The sequence below is a fragment of the Vibrio sp. TBV020 genome (genome assembly GCF_046056895.1).
GTDB lineage: Bacteria > Pseudomonadota > Gammaproteobacteria > Enterobacterales > Vibrionaceae > Vibrio.
Genome location: NZ_JBEEAQ010000003.1, coordinates 3175244 through 3191554 on the forward strand (window position 1 = coordinate 3175244; position 16311 = coordinate 3191554).

Sequence of the window (16311 nt, forward strand, 5' to 3'; positions counted from 1 at the left end):
GCTAATTATAACGAGAATGTCGCCATTGTCTGTACCAAAGAAAGACTTTGTCGAGTTCTAATGTAGAATTAACTTGTTGCTGACGGTATTCCATCAGTTTAAATCTAATATTGCGTCATTCGTTCCATCAATATAGAGGTAGTAAGTGTCTAGACTTTGGCTTATGAGTTTCAGCCTAATGAGCTCCATGCTCGCCTATGCTGACGATACAGGGCAAAACGACACGGATATTGAACTGCCTTCACCATGGAATACTGAAGTAGAGTTTGGTTATCAATCCCATACCGGTAACTCGGACTCAAAATCTCTAAACTCTCGACTCAATGCGGAATATGTTGAGGGACGTCATCGTACCAGCGGCGAGTGGAAGTACTATTTGCTGTACAAGGATGGTGAAGAGGATAAAAGGCAGTCAACCTACACAGCGCAGAGTGACTATAAGCTTGGCCCTAAAACCTACCTATATGGCAGTTTCAAAGGGGTAGACTCTCGCTACAGTGCTTACTTCAAAGATTACACCCTATCGGGTGGTTTAGGTTATCAGTTCTCCAATACAGAGCAATTTGTGCTTGAGCTAGAACTTGGCCCTGGCTTTCGCTATCAAGAGCCTAACTTAGACGAAATCGATGACGACGACATTATCTTCCCAGAAACGGTTCAAGAGTCGATTTTTCGAGGCAACCTCAACACAACATGGAAAGCGTTAGACAACTTGTCTATTTCCGCTGACCTAACCATGGTTTCAGGTGACAGTAACACGCGAACCGATACTGATATCAGCGTAACAAACAACATCACTGAAGATATCGCTCTTAAGCTATCTCATTCACGACAGTATCACGATAAAGTGCCTGATGGCCTAGAAAAGGCAGACAGCATCTTCTCAGTAAACCTACTCTTTATTTTCTAGCCTCTTTTTCTGAGCTCCAGATACAAAAAAAGCACCTCTAGGAGGTGCTTTTAAATTACGTCTTGATACTGAATTACTCAGCAGCAACAACTTGTAGGTTAACTGTAGCGAAAACTTCAGAGTGAAGTTGAACGCTGATCTCGAACTCACCAGTGTTACGTAGTGCGCCTTCTGGAAGACGAACTTCGCTCTTAACTACTTCAACGCCAGCTGCAGTGATTGCATCAGCGATGTCGCGAGTACCGATTGAACCGAATAGTTTACCTTCATCACCAGCTTTAGAAGCAAGAACAACTGCTTCTAGTGCGTTGATTTTCTCAGCGCGAGCTTCTGAAGCAGATAGTTGCTCAGCAGCTTTAGCTTCTAGTTCAGCACGACGTGCTTCGAACATCTCAACGTTAGCTTTAGTAGCCATAACCGCTTTACCCTGAGGGATAAGGAAGTTACGAGCGTAACCAGACTTAACGTTTACAGTTTCGCCTAGAGCACCTAGTTTGCCGATTTTATCAAGTAGAATAACTTGCATTGTTTAATTCCTCTTTTTAAAAACGAACCGATTACTGATGCTTGTCAGTGTACGGTAGTAGAGCTAGGTAGCGAGAACGTTTGATCGCGCGAGCTAGTTGACGTTGGTACTTAGCGCTTGTACCAGTGATACGGCTAGGTACGATTTTACCAGCTTCAGTGATGTAGTTTTTAAGAGTTGCTACGTCTTTGTAATCAATCTCTTGTACGCCTTCTGCAGTGAAACGGCAGAATTTACGACGACGGAAGAAACGAGCCATGGGCTATCTCCTGATCTTAAATTTGAGTAATGTTGTCGGCATGAAGCACTAATTTACCTACGCCATTTCGGCCGGTTTGATAAGCAACAAAGCCACTTACCTTAATGCTACTGCCTTGTACTAAATTCTGAGTGAACGCTTGTGACCTTTGCCCACTGACAACTACCGGCATACGACAATAAACTTGTCTCGGAAGTTCAGCTTCGATAATCGTAGAGCGATGCTCTAACCAAAATCGACAGTGTTCAATGCCACTTGGGCTTTTACTACGAATGGGCGGTTTGGCAATGGTGCCAGATAGCTCCATTCGATTGGTCATAAGAGAAATTACTCAGCAGCTGCTTCTGGCTTAGCTTCAGCACGCTCTTCGCGACGAGGAGCACGCTCTTCTTTCTGCTTAAGCATGATAGATTGCTCAGTGATAGCCGCTTTAGTACGCATGATCATGTTACGTAGAACTGCATCGTTGAAACGGAAAGCAGTTTCTAGCTCATCGATTACAGCTTGGTCAGCTTCAACGTTCATTAGAACGTAGTGAGCTTTGTGAAGCTTGTTGATTGGGTAAGCCAGTTGACGACGACCCCAGTCTTCTAGACGGTGGATAGTACCGCCAGCTTCAGTGATAGAACCAGTGTAACGCTCGATCATGCCAGCAACTTGCTCGCTTTGATCAGGGTGCACCATGAATACGATTTCGTAATGACGCATTGGTTGCTCCTTACGGATTATTCAGCTTCCACAAATGGCTCGGTCGTCCAGAGGAAGCAAGGAACTAAAGATAATTGACCGAGTTTTAAGGAGCACGAATAGTACAGAAAGAAAGCAGTTTAAGCAAGAGAAATGTGATGAGAAACCAAAACAGCCTACTGACTAAGGTAGGCTGTTTTAACAAGGGAATTAAAGTAACTTAATAGTTAGTCATCATCCTCATCAACATATTGAGCTTGCAGGTAATTTTGGATACCGGTCATATCAATTAGGCCGAGTTGAGTCTCAAGCCAATCAACATGCTCTTCTTCATCTTCTAAGATGTCTTGGAATAGATCACGAGACACATAGTCATGAATATCTTCCGCGTAAGCAATGGCATTTTTTAGATCGGGTATCGCTGCCATTTCTAGCTTTAAATCACTCTCTAACATCTCTTTGGTATCTTCACCAATCATGAGTTTGCCGAGATCTTGTAAGTTGGGAAGCCCTTCCAAAAATAGAATACGTTCAATCAAATGATCAGCATGTTTCATTTCATCGATCGATTCATGGTATTCCTTCTCCGCTAGGTGCTTTAAACCCCAGTCTTTGTACATTCGAGCATGAAGGAAGTATTGATTAATTGCGACGAGCTCATTGCCGAGCACTTTGTTGAGATGTTGAATGATGATTGGATCGCCTTTCATGACATAGCCCTCCTCTTTGGCTCTTTTAACTCTAGTTCCAATCAGAGAGGTGTCAAAAGGTGCAAGCGTTAGATTAACTCGCTTGTTTTAATATTAGGTGGTCTGTTTCCGCTAAAATTTCTTTAGTTTGCTTAATGCACTTGCCACATTGGCTGCCTAAAGCTGTGCACTTTTTAATTCCTCGAATATCAGTAATGCCTTCATCTATCGCTAACTTCCTAATTTTCTTATCTGAAATACCGTGACAAAGACAAACGTACATACCAATTAAACCTAAAAACAACTTACAGCATTAAATATAAACAAGAACCGTTATCATTACTAGTTGTATTAGACCCAACTTAAGAACATTTTGTTATATCGAAACAAGATGAAAAAATGCATTTCAATGACTTAGTCACTAGCGTACGGAAAGAGAAAAAATCCACGCGGATTTTCAGGAACTTAAAGGGGGTGATATGAAATTAGCTTATAACCAAAAGCAAAAAGGGAAGCCGAAGCTTCCCTTTTCAGATGCATGTTCTTCTTACGAAGAATGCAAGATATCAACTAAATATTAGTCAAAGATCTTAGCAACAACACCAGCACCTACTGTACGGCCACCTTCACGGATAGCGAAACGTAGGCCTTCATCCATTGCGATTGGAGCGATTAGCTCTACTTGCATTTGGATGTTGTCGCCTGGCATTACCATTTCTACGCCTTCTGGTAGAGAGATGTCACCAGTTACGTCAGTTGTACGGAAGTAGAACTGTGGACGGTAGCCTTTGAAGAACGGAGTATGACGGCCGCCTTCGTCTTTAGAAAGTACGTATACTTCTGACTCGAACTTAGTGTGTGGGTTGATTGAACCAGGTGCAGCAAGTACTTGACCACGTTCAACTTCATCACGCTTAGTACCACGTAGAAGTGCACCAACGTTCTCACCTGCACGACCTTCGTCAAGCAGTTTACGGAACATTTCAACACCAGTACATGTAGTAGTTGTAGTATCTTTGATACCAACGATTTCTACTTCGTCACCTACTGTTAGGATACCACGCTCGATACGGCCAGTTACTACTGTACCACGACCTTGGATTGAGAATACGTCTTCGATTGGTAGTAGGAATGGTTGGTCTACTGCACGCTCTGGCTCTGGGATGTAAGAGTCTAGTGCTTCAGCAAGCTCAACGATTTTCGCTTCCCACTGCTCTTCGCCGTTTAGTGCGCCTAGTGCAGAACCTTGGATAACTGGTAGGTCATCACCTGGGAAATCGTACTCAGATAGAAGTTCACGAACTTCCATTTCTACTAGCTCTAGAAGCTCTTCATCATCAACCATGTCACATTTGTTCATGAATACGATGATGTAAGGGATACCAACCTGACGGCCTAGTAGGATGTGCTCACGAGTTTGTGGCATTGGACCATCTGTTGCAGCAACAACTAGGATACCACCGTCCATCTGTGCAGCACCTGTGATCATGTTCTTAACATAATCCGCGTGTCCTGGACAGTCTACGTGTGCGTAGTGACGTGTTGGAGTGTCGTACTCTACGTGAGAAGTAGCGATTGTGATACCGCGCTCACGCTCTTCTGGAGCGTTATCGATAGATGCGAAGTCTTTCGCAACACCGCCGTACACTTTAGCAAGTGTAGTACAGATAGCAGCAGTTAGAGTTGTTTTACCGTGGTCAACGTGGCCGATAGTACCAACGTTTACGTGCGGTTTAGTACGTTCAAATTTTTCTTTAGACACGATCGTGTTCCTTCCTAGTTATGATTCGCCACGATCCGAATTGATCGAGACGCGCCAGAAATTGCTATTTTATGCGCCAACGTCAGTCAGCGCAATATTTGGACGCATTGATCTTCAAAAAAAACCAGACTTTTTTTCAGATCAAGACGTTTTATAAGTAACCACGGTCTGCAATGATTTTATCTGCAAAGTTTTTCGGTACTTCAGCGTACTCGTTAAACTCCATAGAGTAAGACGCACGGCCTTGAGTTGCAGAGCGTAGGTCAGTTGCGTAACCAAACATCTCAGATAGAGGTACTTGAGCGCGGATGATCTTAATACCAGCCACACCGTCATCCATACCTTCGATCATGCCGCGGCGACGGTTAAGGTCACCAACAACATCACCCATCCAATCTTCAGGAGTCGTTACTTCAACATTCATCATTGGCTCAAGAAGTACCGGTTGCGCTTCAAGCGAACCTTTCTTGAATGCCATCGAGCCGGCGATCTTAAACGCCATCTCGTTAGAGTCAACATCGTGGTAAGAACCATCAAACAGTGTTGCTTTAATGTCTAGTACCGGGTAACCCGCTACAACACCACTGTTCATTTGCTCTTCGATACCTTTCGATACCGAGCTGATGTATTCCTTAGGAACCACACCACCCACAATTTCGTCAACAAAGACAAAACCTTCGCCAGGTTCAGATGGCTCCAGTTTGATCCATACGTGACCGTACTGACCACGACCACCAGATTGACGAACAAATTTACCTTCAACTTCCGCGCTACCACGGATTGTCTCACGGTAAGCAACCTGAGGTTTACCTACATTACAGTCGACGCTGAATTCGCGCTTCATACGATCAACGATGATATCTAGGTGAAGCTCACCCATACCAGAGATCAGAGTCTGACCTGTTTCGTCGTCCGTTTCGACACGGAAAGACGGATCTTCCGCCGCTAGTTTACCTAGAGCAATACCCATCTTTTCTTGATCGGCAACAGAGCGTGGCTCTACTGCGATCTGAATAACTGGATCAGGGAACTCCATGCGTTCCAAAATCACTTTATGGTTCTGGTCACATAGCGTGTCACCTGTAGTCACATCTTTTAGACCGATTGCAGCTGCGATGTCACCCGCGCGGACTTCTTTAATCTCGTCACGCTTGTTTGAGTGCATCTGTACGATACGACCAAAGCGTTCTTTCTTCTGCTTCACAGAGTTGTAGACTGCGTCGCCAGAGTTCACCACACCAGAGTAAACACGCATAAAGGTCAACGTACCTACGAATGGGTCAGTTGCGATCTTAAATGCTAGCGCTGAGAACGGTTCGTTGTCGTCTGCGTGACGTTCAACTTCGTTTTCATTGTCATCAACACCTTTAATCGCAGGAACATCTACTGGTGATGGCAAGAACTCAACTACTGCATCTAGTACCGCTTGAACACCTTTGTTTTTGAACGCACTACCACAAGTAGCCAGCACGATTTCGTTATTTAGTGTACGTGTACGTAGAGCTTGTTTGATCTCTGCTTCAGTAAGTTCGCCTTCTTCAAGATACTTATCCATCAGCTCTTCACTTGCTTCAGCTGCCGACTCAACAAGGTTGTTGCGCCATTCTTCAGCCTCTTCAAGCATGTCTGCTGGGATATCTTCATAAGTGAAGGTTGTACCTTGGTCTGCGTCGTTCCAGTTGATCATCTTCATCTTGATCAGGTCGATAACACCCTTGAAGTCATCTTCCGCGCCAACGTTAAGTTGAATTGGAACAGGGTTCGCACCAAGACGGTTTTTGATTTGATCAACAACACGTAGGAAGTCAGCACCTGCACGGTCCATCTTGTTTACAAATACCATACGTGGAACGTGGTACTTGTCTGCTTGACGCCATACAGTTTCAGATTGAGGTTCAACACCTGATGAACCACAGAACACAACAACAGCACCATCAAGTACGCGTAATGAACGCTCTACTTCGATAGTGAAATCTACGTGTCCAGGAGTATCAATGATGTTGATGCGGTGGTCTTGGAATTGCGCTTCCATACCACGCCAGAAAGTTGTAGTCGCAGCTGAGGTGATTGTAATACCACGCTCCTGCTCCTGCTCCATCCAGTCCATGGTAGCAGCGCCATCGTGCACTTCACCGATTTTATGAGAAAGACCAGTATAGAACAGAATACGTTCACTTGTGGTTGTCTTACCTGCGTCTACGTGAGCGACGATACCAATATTACGGTAGCGCTCAATAGGTGTTTTACGAGCCACGATTGAATCCTCTTGAATTAGGGACTATTGCTATGTCTAGATTAGCTTAGGATTGCTTTGGGCAATTTTCCTTACCCCTAGATATAGCAATAGTTCCTAAGCTTACGCATAGGAACTAGAGTAGCGCCGCGAGGGATCTCGCGGCACTGAAAGGTATTACCAACGGTAATGTGCGAACGCTTTGTTTGCGTCAGCCATGCGGTGAACGTCTTCACGTTTCTTAACCGCAGTACCTTTGTTCTCAGACGCGTCTAGCATTTCAGCAGCTAGGCGTTGAGCCATAGATTTTTCACCACGCTTACGCGCAGCTTCAACCAACCAACGCATAGCAAGTGCATTACGGCGAACCGGACGTACTTCTACAGGTACTTGGTAAGTTGAACCACCTACACGGCGAGATTTAACTTCTACCGCTGGGCGAACATTTTCAAGAGCTTCTTCAAATACAGCTAAGTGATCTTTACCAGATTTCTCAGCCATTGCATCTAGTGCAGTGTAAACAATTTTCTCTGCAGTAGATTTTTTACCGTCAACCATTAGGATGTTAACGAATTTTGCCAGCAGTTCAGATTTGAACTTTGGATCTGGAAGGATCTTACGCTGACCGATGACGCGACGACGTGGCATGGAATTTCTCCGTTGTCTTATTCTTCAGGTTATCCAAAACTTTTCAGTTTCTTCAAAAATTAAAATTTAATTTTAGTGTTTGGCCTTACTTAACGCTTTTCTTTAAGAGAAAAGACGATTAAGACTTAGGACGCTTCACACCGTACTTAGAACGACCTTGTTTACGGTCATTTACGCCAGCACAGTCAAGTGCACCACGTACTGTGTGGTAACGTACACCCGGAAGGTCTTTAACACGACCGCCACGGATTAGAACAACTGAGTGCTCTTGAAGGTTGTGACCTTCACCACCGATGTACGAAGTTACTTCGAAACCGTTTGTTAGACGTACACGACAAACTTTACGTAGTGCCGAGTTAGGTTTTTTAGGTGTAGTAGTGTAAACACGAGTACATACACCACGTTTTTGTGGGCACGCTTCTAGTGCAGGCACGTTGCTTTTAACAACTTGCTTTGCACGTGGCTTACGTACCAACTGGTTAATAGTTGCCATTAACTAGCTCCTGATTTACTTAAAAGTAAGCTTTGTGAAAAATCTATCCCTAGCTACCAGTGGCAGTTAGGGACGCAAAATTCTATTCAGCAGTGAGAGGTGTGTCAAGAAATATACGGATCTTTTTTGTTCAACTCTGACGAAAAGAGCGTAAACATTCAGCGACACAAATGGAGTGGGCTGATTCGACTACTCCCAAGTAATCGAATTTGAGTGAGCGATGGTCAATTCAACAAAGCCATCATAGTCGATAAGCGCAATGTTTGAGCTGACTCGATTCTCGATACCGCGAGCTTTTGCATCACTGATTAACACTGAAATGTCTAAGCCTTGAATCTGACGGTACGACTGATGAAGGGGATTCGCTGCAAAAACAGCTTGTTCGATGAGCAGTAGGCTATCACCTTCATGGAAAACGCGACCCATCTCTTCCAAAGCGTGCACGGTTTTAACGATATGAAGCATAGGGTCCACCTAGAATGTAAGCACTTTACCAGCCTGATGAAGTAATTCACCCAATGCTGGCTGGGTCAAAGACTGAGCCTCAACCACAAGATCAGCTTGTGCTAATCCTCTTTCAGCAAGAGATGCCTCACATACGAATACTTGTTCGATATCGTACAAATCGAACAACTTCATCATTGGTGAATAATCTTTACTCAGAATATCAGCAGTCTGCTGCCCATGAAGTAATTGGTATACCCCGTCACCAACAAAAATGACGCTAATGTCTTCGCAATATGCGGAAGCGGCTAACAGCGCATCAACACCTTCACGCCCAGCAGAACTGCTATGAGGCGCGCTGCGAAATAGATACGTTAACTGACTCAAAATTGCACGACCCTATCTTGGACTAACATTGCCTCAGCCAAGCTGCCAAGACCTGCTTGATGAAAACCATCAGCTAAGTTGCTTTGACTCAAACCATGCTGATTCGCTTCATCTTGGCTGACAATCCCACGGCGTAGAGCAGCTGCGACACACGTTTCGAGGCGAACATTATGTTCATGCGCAAGTTCCTGCCATGCTTTCACCAGGTCAAACTCATCATTAGCTGGGACAGTTAAAGCGCTACCGTTAGTCACTCCATCTTGATAGAAAAACACACTGACGAGTGAGTGCCCCTTTGCAATCACAGCCTTGGCAAACTGATACGCGCTTCGTGCCGATTGACTCCCATAGACCGAGCCATTCACCACTATGGTATAAGTCAATTGACTCAACTTTCATCATCCTCAGTTTTACGTTGGCGGATATATAGGTAAACAGTGTGCTTAGAGATGTTCAAGCGATCTGCTACACGATTGATTGCATCTTTAATATCGAAGATACCTTTATCGTATAGCTCCATCACGATTTGGCGATTCTTAGTATTATTCGACACTGACTTGTCAGCATTGATTTCTTCAATCGTACGTTCAACCGTTTGGTCCACCAGCTCTTCTACATCACTCGCAAAGTTTACCGATGATGCCGCTTGTTTAGCTTCTTCCGTTGGCATGAACGATTGCAGAACCTGAGAGAATGGCGCATCTAGATTAACGTTGATACAAAGCAAGCCAATTACGCGGTTTTCACCATTGCGAATAGCAACTGTGATTGACTTCATCAATACGCCACCTTTCGCTCTCGTAAAATACGAACGAGAGAAGTTGCGCTCTGAGCCCTCAATATCACGCAGCATCTTTAATGCTAAGTCTGTGATAGGCGAACCGACTTGACGGCCTGTGTTCTCACCATTGGCAATTTTGATTGCAGAGGTATTTAGGTCTTCAAGTGAGTGAAGAACGATTTCACAAAACGGACCGATGAGGCTAGCAATGCCATCAACCACCGCTTCGTAAGATCTAAGAATGATTTTATCGTGCTCACTAAATGGCATCACATTAACAGATTCCATTTCGAGCAACATATCCGTGTTTACTGTTTCTGTAGTTGTCACTTCTTTAAGCCTTAGAGCGAAAAATCAACAAATTGGTGTAAGTTTATCAGAAATTTTGAAGAGAACACCTAGCTAACCTGTCATCTAGTGATTTAGAACAAAAAAATCATGAGTTATATTTCATGAAACCGAAAAACAAAAAGGCCTGGAGCAATCCAGGCCTTTTCCATTATTCGTTAGTGCAGTTTATTGAGCCGCTTCACCGTTGTCGATTTTTAGTAGCTCAACTTCGAACACTAATGTTGAGTTAGCAGGAATTGTTGGTGTGTCTTGCTCGCCGTATGCTAATTCAGGCGGGATAACAAACTTAAACTTAGAACCTACTGGCATTAGCTGAACGCCTTCAGTCCAACCAGGGATCACGCGATTCAGTGGGAATGTTGCAGGTTCACCACGATCGTAAGAGCTGTCGAATTGAGTTCCGTCAATCAATGTACCTTTGTAGTGTACTTGAACTGTATCAGTATCTTTTGGCTGCTCACCTTCAGCTGGTGTCATTACTTGGTAAAGTAGACCAGATTCAGTTTTAGTCACGCCTTCCTGCTTTTCGAATTCAGCGCGGAAGTTATCACCTTCACTTTTCGCTGCAGCTGCTTTCTCAGCCGCTTGCTTTTGCATAGTTTCCGCAACACGCTTATCCAGCGCTTCTAGTGCTGCACGTGTTTCTTCTTCATTTAACTCTGGGTTACCAGCGAATACGTGCTCAATACCTTTAAGTACAAGATCCTTGTTTAGAGTAATACCAATTTCATTTGGCTTATCTAGGCTTGTATTTAGGTAGTTTGCGAAAGAAACACCGATCGCGTAGGCCGCTTTGTCATCGTCTGTTTTAAAGTGAACCGCTTTGCCTGTTTCTGCCTGTACTTGCTCTACAGCAGGTGCGGCGTCTGTTTTAGGTTCTTCTTCTTTTTGACAGCCAGCAGCTAATGCAACAGTTGCAGCAAGCAGTGACACTTTAAAAATTGATTTCATTTAACTCTCCAATTGAGACTTTTGTCTTTGTGCACAGTTCTTTAAGAAAGACTGGTACACACTCGCATGTTGTACCAATATAACCAATATGCGTTGTAATTAAACGTAAACAAGCGGATATTTGGACTTAATGCGTATAATTTTTAACTCACTAATCATTGTTATTGTCATCTTTTCGTTAAATGGATGTTTTTTCTCCACCAAAGATGCACAACGTTGGACTATTGAGCCTCAAGGAACGACCAGCTTTGCACTCAGCCGAGATGCTCGCTTTGCGTTACTTTACTCTAAAGAACACCAGCTGGTGTTATGGGATCTTAACGAAAGCCAAGAGCTTGCGTCTTTAGGTGCACAAGATCCACAATCCAGTACCGTCTCTCAAATCCGAATCTCTGATAGCGGTCGCTTTGCCGTTACAGCTACCCAAATTAACTTTGCCGTTTGGGATTTAGCATGGACTCAAGCCGAAGGCTTATGGTCTATCTCTGACGGACTTATCCGAGATATCGATATAGCCAGTAACGGTGACCAGGTTTTACTTGGCCTGTCTAATGGCAAAGCTATTTACGTAAACTTAGTCACCGGACGTCGTTTAGAGTTCCTTGCTCATAACGAAAAAGTTAATTCAGTGGCCCTTTCACCGAACGGACGCTTTGCGCTGTCTGGTGGCAATGACTACAAAGCTTATTTATGGGACACCAATACAGGGCAAATCATTCACACGTTCGAACATGAGCAGCGCGTAAACCGTGTCGCTCTTCAGCGTGATGGCCAATTAGCATTTACTTCTGACGGTGGGAATCAAGCAATTGTGTGGGAACTTCCGTCAGGGAAGAAACTCTCTCAGCTGAGCAGTTTTTCACGCCAACTTATTTTTTCTACCGCTCGATTTTCAGATGATGGCAAACACTTAGTGACTGGAACACCTTCAAGCAGAATCATGGTGTGGAATACCCAAACAGGTAAACGCGTAGATGGATTTGAAGCGGAGCCATTAAAAGATACTCGCCCTCCTCGCGCAGTGGTGTATGATGCAGCCTTTGATAGCCAGAACCGCGTCATATCCGGCACATCGGCCGGCATAGCCCAAGCTTGGAACGTGGACTATTAACACTTGAGAAGCGTTAGCGATGACAGAACAGCAAATTGAACAGTTAGAAGGCCGTATAAATGACTTAGAGTGTCAAATGGCTTTCCAAGAACAGACGATTGAAGAACTAAATGCAGCACTAAGTCAGCAGCAGCTACTTATTACAAAGATGCAAGATCAGATGAAATATGTCGTAGGCAAAGTCAAAAACATGGATTCATCTAACCTCGCTGATCAGTCTGAAGAAACACCGCCTCCACACTACTAACAACCTTCGTTGGCTAGCTGACACAGCTAGCCAAATACGTAAGCAATCACCGCCCCTGCGACAACCAAACACCCGCCAATTCTTCTTAGCTGAGTATCAGGCTGCTGACTCAACTGAGCGACCATATTTCGCCATCCATTTGGGGCAATTAATGGCCCTAGGCCTTCAACAATAAGTACGATTCCAAACGCAAGCCACAATGAGTTAGACATAGGTTCCCTATCTAATTCTAGAAAGCAGAAAAAAGAAAGGCTCCCGATATAGGAGCCTTTAGAGTATCAAAATTTCAAATTACTTCGCTGGTGCGCCAGTAGCGTTGTTCATGTACTGGAAGAAGTCACTCTTCGGATCCAGAACAAGAATATCACTCTTCTCACTGAACGATTTCTCGTAAGCTTTCAAAGAGCGCACAAAGCCAAAGAACTCTGGGTCTTTATTGTAAGCATCTGAGTAAATCTTAGCAGCTTTCGCATCCGCTTCACCTCGTGTTACACGAGCTGTCTTATCCGCTTCTGCAAGTACAGTTGCGACTTCAAGTTCAGCTTGTGCACGGATAACTTCCGCACGCTCACGACCTTGAGAACGGTGCTTACGAGCTACTGATTCACGCTCAGCACGCATACGCTTGTAGATTGAGTCACTGATGTTGTCAGGAAGGTTGATTTTCTTCATACGGAAATCAACGATCTCAACACCTAAGTCCGTTAGCGCGCTATCACGTGTACCTTCCAGTACATTCGCCATGATCTTGTCACGCTCACCATCAATCTCTAATGCTTCTTTAGCCGCTTCAGTCGTTACTTCTTCACTGTCTGCACTTTCTGGAAGTACATCTTGGTTACGTGGACCAGAAACAATCTGTTTGATTTCACGAGCACCAATTTCAGAACGTAACACGTCTGTCACTTTGCGCTCAAGTAGCGCTTCAGCAGTCAAAACATTACCGCCACCTGTTGTCAGGTAAAAACGACCGAAGTCTTCGATACGCCACTTAACGTAAGTATCGATGATTACGTCTTTTTTCTCTGACGTTACGAAACGGTCAGAACGGCCATCCATTGTTTGGATACGTGCATCAAGTGTTTTCACACGATCAAACAGAGGCATTTTGAAATGAAGGCCAGGTTCGTAAATCTTAGACACGCCATTGTCATCTAGGACACGACCGAATCGGATTACTAGGCCTCGTTCACCCTCTTGGATAACGAATACTGACATCAGCAATAATGCAATCGTTACGACTAATACAGGGATCATTAACTTACGCATTCTTAATATCTCCCTTGACGTGAACCAGTTGTACGAGATTGCGAGTCTGAAGTAGTGTCATTTGACTGAGTTTCAAGCTCAATTTGATCGTAAGCAGACGTTGATTTCGTTTTACGTTTTGTTTGAGTTTGACCTTCACCAGCTAACTTATCGATCGGCAAGTAAAGTAGGTTGCCGCTTGACTCTGAATCGATCAGAACCTTCGAAGTGCTGCTGTAAACTTCTTCCATCGTATCTAGGTACAGACGGTTACGAGTAACTTCTGGAGCCGCTTGATATTCAGGTAGTAGTTTTTCAAATTGAGCTACTTGACCCAGTGCTTCGTTAACAACGCGCTCTGAGTAACCCAATGCTTCTTTCTTCAAACGTTCAGCACGACCTGTCGCTTTAGGAAGAATGTCGTTGCGGTAAGCTTCTGCTTCACGCTCGAAACGTTCCTCATCCTCACGAGCTGCGATAGCATCATCAAATGCATCTTTTACTTGCTCAGGTGGACGTGCAGACTGGAAGTTGACGTCAACGATGACAACACCCATGTCGTAGCTATCAATAATTTCATTCAGCGTTTCTTGTGTGCTTTGACGAATTTGTTGACGACCACTTGTCAGGATACTATCCATCAGAGAGTCACCTACAACAGCACGTAGAGCAGAGTCTGTCGCTTGGCGTAAGCTGTCATCTGCGTTAGTTACGCGGAATAGGTATTTATATGGATCAGCAACACGGTACTGTACATCCATTGCAACCGTCACAACGTTTTCATCTTTAGTCAGCATTAGACCTGACGAACGTAGCGAGCGAATTGCCTGAACGTTAACGGCTTCATACTCGTCAATAAAACGAGGACGCCAGTTAAGACCAGGATCGACCACGCGATCATATTTACCTAGGCGTAGTACAACACCACGCTCTGCTTCACCGATAGTGTAAAAGCCAGCAAAGAACCAAATTGCGACTGCAATTGCTGCGATAACACCAAAACCTAGTGCACCACCGCCGCCAATTGGCGATCCTTTACCACCTTTGCCACCAAACTTTCCACCCAGTTTCTGACTCAGTTTGTTAAAAACTTCGTCCAAGTCTGGCGGTCCTTGATCACGGCCACCTTTGTTACCACGATTATTATTACCCCAAGGGTCATTATCGCGGCCATTGTTGCCGTTGTTATTACCAGGCTCATTCCACGCCATTAGAAAGCTCCATCATTTGATATGACGTTATACTGTAGCAGTCATTTAAGTAACTATAAAGTCACGTAAAACTGCCTCATCTCTTTTTTCAAGTCTAGACCAATCTGCCTGTTGCATTCGAACTTCAATCAACAGGTTACCTTCTTGGTCATATTCTTCTCGTTGAATACACTTCATCTGGAAGAATGTACTACGAAGTCTGCCTTGATGTTGTGGCGGAATTCGCATTTGGTGCTGAACCATTTGACTTGCCAAACGTTCAGTCAGCGCGTCAAACAGGAGTTCAATACCCTTGCCTTCCATCGCTGAAACCCAAACCGTTTGAGGGACACCTTCGTCATCCCTATCGATTCGAGGGTTTTGACCTTCGAGGTTATCGATCTTGTTCATGACAACCAATGCCGGAATTTCATCCGCATCGATTTCAGCTAGTACGTCATGAACAGCTTGAATATTCTCACGAAAACGCTCATCACTGGCATCGACAACATGTAACAAAATGTCAGCTTCTTGCGTTTCCTGAAGTGTTGCTTTGAACGCAGCAACCAAATCATGTGGTAGGTGACGAATAAAGCCTACCGTATCGGCTAAAATAGCCGGACCGACATCTGATAGCTCGATCTTACGTAATGTAGGGTCTAGCGTTGCAAATAATTGGTCAGCAGCATACACGCCTGCTTCAGTGATTCGGTTAAACAGCGTCGATTTCCCTGCGTTGGTATAACCAACTAGAGAAACAGTTGGGATTTCCGCTCGATTTCTTGCACGGCGACCTTGTTCACGTTGTTTAGCTACTTTTTCTAAACGACGTAATATCGTCTTAATACGTACACGCAATAAACGTCGGTCAGTCTCTAACTGAGTTTCACCTGGACCACGTAAACCAATACCACCTTTCTGTCTTTCAAGGTGAGTCCAACCACGAATTAATCGAGTAGAAATATGGCGCAGCTGAGCAAGTTCAACTTGTAGCTTACCTTCGTGGGTACGGGCTCGTTGGGCGAAGATATCAAGGATTAGGCCTGTACGGTCTAGCACTCGACACTTACACAACGCTTCAAGGTTACGTTCTTGGGCAGGAGAGAGGGCGTGATTAAAAATCACAATATCAGCTCCGGCTAATTGCACAGCTTGCGCAATCTCCTGAGCTTTACCCTCTCCGACATAGTATTTAGGGTGTGGTGACTGGCGACTTCCTGTTACAACTTGTAACGTAGAAACACCAGCAGAAGAGACCAGCATCTCAAACTCACTGAGATCTTCCCACTCCCCTTCTTGCGTGAAGTTGATATGAACAAGTACGGCTCGCTCACCGGCTTCATAACGGTCAAACAAGCAATCAACTCCTTAAAAACTAAATAGGTAATTCAGAA

Annotated in this window: 22 protein-coding genes; 3 read left to right on the forward strand and 19 right to left on the reverse strand. The window is 44.4% G+C overall.

Going from position 1 to position 16311, the window contains the following annotated elements; genetic code table 11:
* Positions 1-145: 145 nt before the first annotated feature.
* Positions 146-910, forward strand: coding sequence for a DUF481 domain-containing protein (locus AAFX28_RS22510; protein WP_408690748.1), 765 nt, complete (start codon positions 146-148; stop codon positions 908-910).
* A gap of 73 nt (positions 911-983) precedes the next feature.
* Here the strand turns inward: AAFX28_RS22510 and rplI are convergent, their stop codons facing one another.
* The 15 genes from rplI to fkpA form a co-directional block, all read right to left on the reverse strand.
* Positions 984-1436 (reverse strand): 50S ribosomal protein L9, encoded by a 453-nt coding sequence (gene rplI, locus AAFX28_RS22515; protein ID WP_408690749.1) that lies wholly within the window; start codon positions 1434-1436, stop codon positions 984-986.
* A gap of 31 nt (positions 1437-1467) precedes the next feature.
* Complete coding sequence (gene rpsR, locus AAFX28_RS22520; RefSeq protein ID WP_000090472.1) at positions 1468-1695, reverse strand: 30S ribosomal protein S18; 228 nt, start codon at positions 1693-1695, stop codon at positions 1468-1470.
* A 16-nt stretch (positions 1696-1711) separates the two neighbouring features.
* Positions 1712-2014 carry a primosomal replication protein N gene (priB, locus tag AAFX28_RS22525; protein WP_408690750.1) on the reverse strand — a complete coding sequence of 101 codons (303 nt, stop codon included), beginning with the start codon at positions 2012-2014 and terminating at the stop codon, positions 1712-1714.
* A gap of 8 nt (positions 2015-2022) precedes the next feature.
* The gene (rpsF, locus tag AAFX28_RS22530) at positions 2023-2403 is read right to left on the reverse strand and encodes a 30S ribosomal protein S6 (protein WP_004747103.1); all 381 of its coding nucleotides are present in this window, start codon (positions 2401-2403) and stop codon (positions 2023-2025) included.
* A 206-nt stretch (positions 2404-2609) separates the two neighbouring features.
* Complete coding sequence (gene bfr, locus AAFX28_RS22535; protein ID WP_408690751.1) at positions 2610-3092, reverse strand: bacterioferritin; 483 nt, start codon at positions 3090-3092, stop codon at positions 2610-2612.
* A gap of 73 nt (positions 3093-3165) precedes the next feature.
* Positions 3166-3354 (reverse strand): (2Fe-2S)-binding protein, encoded by a 189-nt coding sequence (locus AAFX28_RS22540; protein WP_004415825.1) that lies wholly within the window; start codon positions 3352-3354, stop codon positions 3166-3168.
* Between the two features lie 294 nt (positions 3355-3648).
* Positions 3649-4833 (reverse strand): elongation factor Tu, encoded by a 1185-nt coding sequence (gene tuf, locus AAFX28_RS22545; protein ID WP_408690752.1) that lies wholly within the window; start codon positions 4831-4833, stop codon positions 3649-3651.
* A 151-nt stretch (positions 4834-4984) separates the two neighbouring features.
* A complete protein-coding gene (fusA, locus tag AAFX28_RS22550; protein ID WP_408690753.1) occupies positions 4985-7087 on the reverse strand; it encodes an elongation factor G in 2103 nt (700 codons plus the stop codon).
* Between the two features lie 156 nt (positions 7088-7243).
* On the reverse strand, positions 7244-7714 hold the full coding sequence (rpsG, locus tag AAFX28_RS22555) for a 30S ribosomal protein S7 (RefSeq protein ID WP_004415829.1): 471 nt from the start codon (positions 7712-7714) through the stop codon (positions 7244-7246).
* 118 nt (positions 7715-7832) lie between these two features.
* Positions 7833-8207: a 30S ribosomal protein S12 gene (gene rpsL / locus AAFX28_RS22560; protein ID WP_004399892.1), complete on the reverse strand. Its 375-nt coding sequence runs from the start codon at positions 8205-8207 to the stop codon at positions 7833-7835.
* A 189-nt stretch (positions 8208-8396) separates the two neighbouring features.
* On the reverse strand, positions 8397-8672 hold the full coding sequence (gene tusB / locus AAFX28_RS22565; RefSeq protein ID WP_408690754.1) for a sulfurtransferase complex subunit TusB: 276 nt from the start codon (positions 8670-8672) through the stop codon (positions 8397-8399).
* A 9-nt stretch (positions 8673-8681) separates the two neighbouring features.
* Complete coding sequence (gene tusC, locus AAFX28_RS22570) at positions 8682-9038, reverse strand: sulfurtransferase complex subunit TusC (RefSeq protein WP_408690755.1); 357 nt, start codon at positions 9036-9038, stop codon at positions 8682-8684.
* A complete protein-coding gene (gene tusD / locus AAFX28_RS22575) occupies positions 9035-9430 on the reverse strand; it encodes a sulfurtransferase complex subunit TusD (protein ID WP_408690756.1) in 396 nt (131 codons plus the stop codon). The genes tusC and tusD overlap by 4 nt, the downstream gene beginning before the upstream one ends.
* Positions 9427-10149, reverse strand: coding sequence for a transcriptional regulator (locus AAFX28_RS22580; RefSeq protein WP_008075289.1), 723 nt, complete (start codon positions 10147-10149; stop codon positions 9427-9429). The genes tusD and AAFX28_RS22580 overlap by 4 nt, the downstream gene beginning before the upstream one ends.
* 186 nt (positions 10150-10335) lie before the next feature.
* Entirely contained in the window at positions 10336-11121 is a 786-nt protein-coding gene (fkpA, locus tag AAFX28_RS22585) for an FKBP-type peptidyl-prolyl cis-trans isomerase (protein ID WP_408690757.1), read from the reverse strand.
* A gap of 130 nt (positions 11122-11251) precedes the next feature.
* Between fkpA and AAFX28_RS22590 the strand changes: the two genes are divergently transcribed.
* Together AAFX28_RS22590 and AAFX28_RS22595 are read left to right on the forward strand one after the other, a co-directional pair.
* Positions 11252-12232, forward strand: a complete 981-nt coding sequence (locus tag AAFX28_RS22590) for a WD40 repeat domain-containing protein (RefSeq protein ID WP_408690758.1) — start codon at positions 11252-11254, stop codon at positions 12230-12232.
* Between the two features lie 19 nt (positions 12233-12251).
* A complete protein-coding gene (locus AAFX28_RS22595) occupies positions 12252-12479 on the forward strand; it encodes a SlyX family protein (RefSeq protein WP_408690759.1) in 228 nt (75 codons plus the stop codon).
* Between the two features lie 26 nt (positions 12480-12505).
* On the opposite strand, the gene AAFX28_RS22600 is transcribed toward AAFX28_RS22595, so the two are convergent.
* The 4 genes from AAFX28_RS22600 to hflX all read right to left on the reverse strand — a co-directional run bounded on the left by AAFX28_RS22600 (position 12506) and on the right by hflX (position 16273).
* Positions 12506-12691, reverse strand: a complete 186-nt coding sequence (locus AAFX28_RS22600) for a DUF2065 domain-containing protein (RefSeq protein ID WP_408690760.1) — start codon at positions 12689-12691, stop codon at positions 12506-12508.
* 79 nt (positions 12692-12770) lie between these two features.
* Positions 12771-13748 carry a protease modulator HflC gene (hflC, locus tag AAFX28_RS22605; RefSeq protein ID WP_408690761.1) on the reverse strand — a complete coding sequence of 326 codons (978 nt, stop codon included), beginning with the start codon at positions 13746-13748 and terminating at the stop codon, positions 12771-12773.
* A 2-nt stretch (positions 13749-13750) separates the two neighbouring features.
* Positions 13751-14938, reverse strand: coding sequence for an FtsH protease activity modulator HflK (gene hflK, locus AAFX28_RS22610; RefSeq protein ID WP_408690762.1), 1188 nt, complete (start codon positions 14936-14938; stop codon positions 13751-13753).
* Positions 14939-14983: 45 nt separating this feature from the next.
* Positions 14984-16273, reverse strand: a complete 1290-nt coding sequence (gene hflX, locus AAFX28_RS22615; RefSeq protein ID WP_408690763.1) for a ribosome rescue GTPase HflX — start codon at positions 16271-16273, stop codon at positions 14984-14986.
* Between the last annotated feature and the right edge of the window lie 38 nt (positions 16274-16311).

Bases quoted from the DNA above. Each gene is read 5' to 3' on its own strand.
- rplI (WP_408690749.1), bottom strand. From the start codon at position 1,436: ATGCAAGTTATTCTACTTGATAAAATCGGCAAACTAGGTGCTCTAGGC.
- rpsR (WP_000090472.1), bottom strand. From the start codon at position 1,695: ATGGCTCGTTTCTTCCGTCGTCGTAAATTCTGCCGTTTCACTGCAGAA.
- priB (WP_408690750.1), bottom strand. From the start codon at position 2,014: ATGACCAATCGAATGGAGCTATCTGGCACCATTGCCAAACCGCCCATT.
- rpsF (WP_004747103.1), bottom strand. From the start codon at position 2,403: ATGCGTCATTACGAAATCGTATTCATGGTGCACCCTGATCAAAGCGAG.
- bfr (WP_408690751.1), bottom strand. From the start codon at position 3,092: ATGAAAGGCGATCCAATCATCATTCAACATCTCAACAAAGTGCTCGGC.
- AAFX28_RS22540 (WP_004415825.1), bottom strand. From the start codon at position 3,354: ATGTACGTTTGTCTTTGTCACGGTATTTCAGATAAGAAAATTAGGAAG.
- rpsG (WP_004415829.1), bottom strand. From the start codon at position 7,714: ATGCCACGTCGTCGCGTCATCGGTCAGCGTAAGATCCTTCCAGATCCA.
- rpsL (WP_004399892.1), bottom strand. From the start codon at position 8,207: ATGGCAACTATTAACCAGTTGGTACGTAAGCCACGTGCAAAGCAAGTT.
- tusB (WP_408690754.1), bottom strand. From the start codon at position 8,672: ATGCTTCATATCGTTAAAACCGTGCACGCTTTGGAAGAGATGGGTCGC.
- fkpA (WP_408690757.1), bottom strand. From the start codon at position 11,121: ATGAAATCAATTTTTAAAGTGTCACTGCTTGCTGCAACTGTTGCATTA.
- AAFX28_RS22590 (WP_408690758.1), top strand. From the start codon at position 11,252: ATGCGTATAATTTTTAACTCACTAATCATTGTTATTGTCATCTTTTCG.
- AAFX28_RS22595 (WP_408690759.1), top strand. From the start codon at position 12,252: ATGACAGAACAGCAAATTGAACAGTTAGAAGGCCGTATAAATGACTTA.
- AAFX28_RS22600 (WP_408690760.1), bottom strand. From the start codon at position 12,691: ATGTCTAACTCATTGTGGCTTGCGTTTGGAATCGTACTTATTGTTGAA.
- hflC (WP_408690761.1), bottom strand. From the start codon at position 13,748: ATGCGTAAGTTAATGATCCCTGTATTAGTCGTAACGATTGCATTATTG.
- hflK (WP_408690762.1), bottom strand. From the start codon at position 14,938: ATGGCGTGGAATGAGCCTGGTAATAACAACGGCAACAATGGCCGCGAT.